This is a genomic window from Kitasatospora sp. NPDC088264 (genome assembly GCF_040685715.1).
Taxonomy (GTDB): Bacteria; Actinomycetota; Actinomycetes; order Streptomycetales; family Streptomycetaceae; genus Kitasatospora.
Window position 1 is genome coordinate 1 of sequence record NZ_JBFBIR010000127.1, and the last position, 4,037, is coordinate 4,037.

Sequence of the window (4,037 nt, forward strand, 5' to 3'; positions counted from 1 at the left end):
CGGCGGAGACCACCACGGTGTGGGACACCCCGGGGGTGTTGTCCACGAAATTGGTGATCAGCCAGTTCAGGTTCTGTGCGGCCTGGCTCATCTGAGTCAACTCAACGCTCCTGGTGGTTCGAGCCGCCGAAGAGATCGGTGCTTCGGTTCTGTCCGTTGCCGGACGGGTCTACCTGATCGGGGTCGATCCGGAAGCTTCCGGTGTTACCGGCACTGCGGCCCTGCTCCACGCCGCGGCGCAGGTTGGTGAGCCGGCCGCGGACCTCCTCGGGGCTGCGGGAGACCTGCGGCCCTTCCTGCGGAGTGGGCTTGGCGTTCCCGGCCACCAGGTTCTGCTTGGGCACGCGCCGGGGCAGGCCTGCCCCGGTGGTGCCGCCGGAGGCGGGCTCACGGGTCTGCTCGGCCTGCTGCCAGGCGCCGTCGTTGGGCGACTGCCAGGGCGAGTTGGTCGGGCCGGTCGGGCCGTAGCCGCCCAGCGCCGACACGTCGTGGCCGCGCGGCTCGTCGACCGCCGAGGTGTCCTTGGCGCCGGCGAACCAGTTCGGGGCCTCGCCGCCGGAGCCGCCGTCCGCCGGAGCGGTCGGGGCGCCGAAGCCGCCACCCGCCAGCTGCTGGCCGGGGCGGCGCTGCGGCAGCCCGGACGGCAGGGTGGCGGTGGGTTCGGCGGCGGGCAGCGCGGGCGGCTCCGGGGCGTACGGGTGGCCGGCCGGGGCCTCCTCGGCCTGCTGGCCGTACTGGTCGGCGTAGCCGTCCTGGTAGCCCTGGTAACCGTCGCCCTGGTAGTCCTGGCGGCCGTACTGGTCGTCGGCGTAGCCGGACTGCTGCTCGTAGCCCTGCTGCGGGTACTGGCCGTACTGGTCCTGGCCGTACTCGTCCTGCTGGTAGCCGTCCTGCTGGTAGCCGTACTGGTCGTCGGCGTAGCCGGACTGCTGCTCGTAGCCCTGGGGGGCGTACTGGTCGTAGCCCTGCTGGTAGTCCTCCTCGACCTCGGCGTCCAGCACCGGCGGCTCGCCGTCGTGCGGGCCGCTCTCCAGGGCCGCGCGGCGGACCTGGTCGAGGCGCTGCGAGCGCTGGACGGACTCCAGGGCCGGGCTGAAGCCGCTGGATCCGGCGTTGCCGGCGCCGGTGAGGTGGTCGTCGAAGCCCAGCTCGGCGGCGCTGCGCGGCTGGCCGTTGGGCGCCCACTGGGAGGTCGGCTCCTGCTCGGCGAAGATCCGGGAGACGGTGAACTGCTCCTCGGGCTCCGGCGCGGCGCCCGACCGGGTGATGAACGGCGGGATCATGACCAGCGAGGTGGTGCCGGCGGACTCGCCGGAGGGGCGGAGCTGGACGCGGACGTCGTGCCGCTGGGACAGCCGGCCGACCACGAACAGGCCCATGCGGCGGGAGATGGTGGCGTCGACGGTGGGCGGCTCGGCCAGCTTCTCGTTGATCTCGGCGAAGTCGTCGGCGGTGAGGCCGATGCCCTTGTCGTGGATCTCGACCAGCACCCGGCCGTCCGGCAGGCGGGTCGCGTTGACCAGGACCCGGGTCTGCGGGCTGGAGAACGAGGTGGCGTTCTCCAGCAGCTCGGCGAGCAGGTGGACGAGGTCGGTCACGGCGGCGCCGACGACCTCGACCTCCGGGATGCCGGACAGCTCGACGCGCTCGTACTGCTCCACCTCGGAGGAGGCGGCGCGGAGCACGTCGACCAGCGGGACCGGGGTGTTCCAGCGGCGGCCGGCCTCCTCGCCCGCGAGGACGAGCAGGTTCTCACCGTTGCGGCGCATACGGGTGGCGAGGTGGTCCAGCTTGAAGAGGTTCTCCAGCTGGTCCGGGTCGGCCTCGTTGTTCTCCAGGTCGGTGATCAGCGCCAGCTGGCGCTGGATCAGGCCCTGGCTGCGGCGCGACAGGTTGGTGAAGATCGCGTTGACGTTCCCTCGCAGCAGGGCCTGCTCGGCGGCGAGCGCCACGGCCTGCTGGTGGACCTGGTCGAACGCCCGGGCGACCTCGCCGATCTCGTCCTTGCCGTGCAGCGGGATCGGGGTGACGGAGGTGTCGACCCGGTCGGGGTCGGTCTTGGAGAGCTTCTCGACCAGGTCCGGCAGGCGGTGGTCGGCGATCTCCAGGGCGGCGCTGCGCAGGGTGCGCATGCCGAGGATCATCGAGCGGGCGACGTAGCCGGTGAGCAGACCGGCCAGGATGAGCGCCGCGACGACGATGATCGTGTTGAGGATGGCGTCGTAGAGCGCGTTGTCCTTGAGGCCGCGGGAGTCCGTGAGGACGTCGTCCAGCAGCTGGACCTCGGTGTCGCGCAGGGCCTGGATGTGGGTGTTGGCGGCCTGGTTCCAGTTCTCCGGGGTGAGACCGGAGTCCTTGGCCTCCTTGTAGGCCTGGTCGGCGGCGGCCTTGCCCTTGCTCTGGCCCTCGGCGGCGGCCTGGCTGTAGGCGGCGCCGAGGGAGAGCAGGGTCTGCATGGAGGGCGCGGTGCCGTTCGGCATCTTGTAGGCCGAGCGCTCCTGCGCGGCGGCCTGGGTGACCTGCGCGTTGGCGTACTTGCGGGCGTCCTCGGGGGCGCTGCCGGTGTTGAACTCGGTCAGCGAGACCTGCTCCAGCCGCTCCGCCACCAGGATCTGCTGGATCACGTCGGCGTTCTCGAACCGGGTGGTGGCGTTCTGGGAGATGCCGACCAGCAGGTGCAGCATGAGCGCGCGCTGGGTCGAGGCGGACGCCTTGGCGAGGGACATCGCGTAGATCGCGCGGCCCTTGCTGGCGGCGTTGCTGGAGCCGAGGCCGACCGAGTTGTCGTAGGACAGCAGCGGGGCGAACATCACCGAGTAGGCGTTGACGGTGGCGCCGGCGAACAGCTCGGATCCGTACGCGGTGGCCCGCAGGTGCGGCAGGTCGACCACCAGGGCCTGGAAGCCCTCGTGGCGGCGCGGCAGTTCGCCGGACTTGTCGGAGGCCGCGTAGGCCGCCTCGTACGCCTTCAGCGCGGCGTCCGTGTTGGCGCGGATCTTGGCGACCTTGCCGTCCGGGTCCTGCTTGGTGAGCAGGGGTATCAGCGTGGTGTCGCGCTCGATCTCCAGCGCTTCGGCGAGCTCGGTGGCCGCCTTGGCGAGTTCGGCGGTCTTCTCGGCGCGGGAGGCCTTGATGTAGCCGTCGACCGAGGTGTTCACGCGGAGGCCGCCGAAGACGAGGCTGATGATCACGGGGATCAGCAGGATCGCGATCAGACGGGTCGGCACGCGCCAGTTGCGCGGGCGGAGGAAGTCGTACCGCTTGGAGGCGTCGCCGTCCGGACCGCCGCTGCGGGGTTCCGTGGACGCGGCCGGGGGCTGCGGGGCCGGGGAGGCCTGGGAGCGCTCCTCGGTGGGGGTGAAAGCGGAGAATCCGGCCGGGTCCGCTGCGGTACCGTTCGGCTCGCTCCGGCGGGGCTCGGAGCGCCGCTGCGGGGCGGGTTGCTGCTTACGCCTCACTCGACAACTACCTCTCGGCCGACTGTCGGCCATGGATCAATCCAGCGCTACCCCCGGGCCCTGGCCCGTCACCGGTGGGCCGGCGCGAGGGTTTCAGGGGTAGCTGGAATTTCAGCACGTGCAGGGATGGGGGACAAACAGCCGCAGGATGGCCCCCGCGTCGGCGCAATAGGGACATTCACCGACATGACGGAGCAAAACCGTGGTCTTCTGGCGCTGAGTGACGCTAGTTCACCACGCAGAGTCACTGTTGATCACAAAATGCCTACCGAACTGTTATCCGCTGCTTATACAGCGGGTCTTGCGCGATGCCCCTGGAGGACATCGGCCGGTAGCGGCTCCGCCCCGGGGCCCGTCACGCCGACGGCCCCCGGGGTCCGGATGTCCGGCCCGTCATCGGAGTCGGGCGAGGAGGGCGTGCTCGACGAGGGTGATGAGGGCGCTCTTGGCACTGTCGCGGCGGCGGGCGTCGAGCGTGACGACCGGGGTCTCGGCGCTGAGCTGGAGCGCTTCGCGGACCTCGTCGGCGGTGTGGGGCTGGTGTCCGTCGAAGCCGTTGAGGGCGACGACGAAGGGGAG

The 4,037-nt window shown here is 71.2% G+C and carries 1 protein-coding gene and 2 pseudogenes; all 3 read right to left on the reverse strand.

The window, feature by feature from the left end:
- Nucleotides 1-91 (reverse strand): annotated as a pseudogene (locus AB0O82_RS38500) (roadblock/LC7 domain-containing protein); the annotation flags it as partial.
- Nucleotides 92-101: 10 nt separating this feature from the next.
- Nucleotides 102-3,458 (reverse strand): nitrate- and nitrite sensing domain-containing protein, encoded by a 3,357-nt coding sequence (locus AB0O82_RS38505; protein ID WP_363589695.1) that lies wholly within the window; start codon nucleotides 3,456-3,458, stop codon nucleotides 102-104.
- Between the two features lie 393 nt (nucleotides 3,459-3,851).
- Nucleotides 3,852-4,037 (reverse strand): annotated as a pseudogene (locus tag AB0O82_RS38510) (ATP-binding protein); the annotation flags it as partial.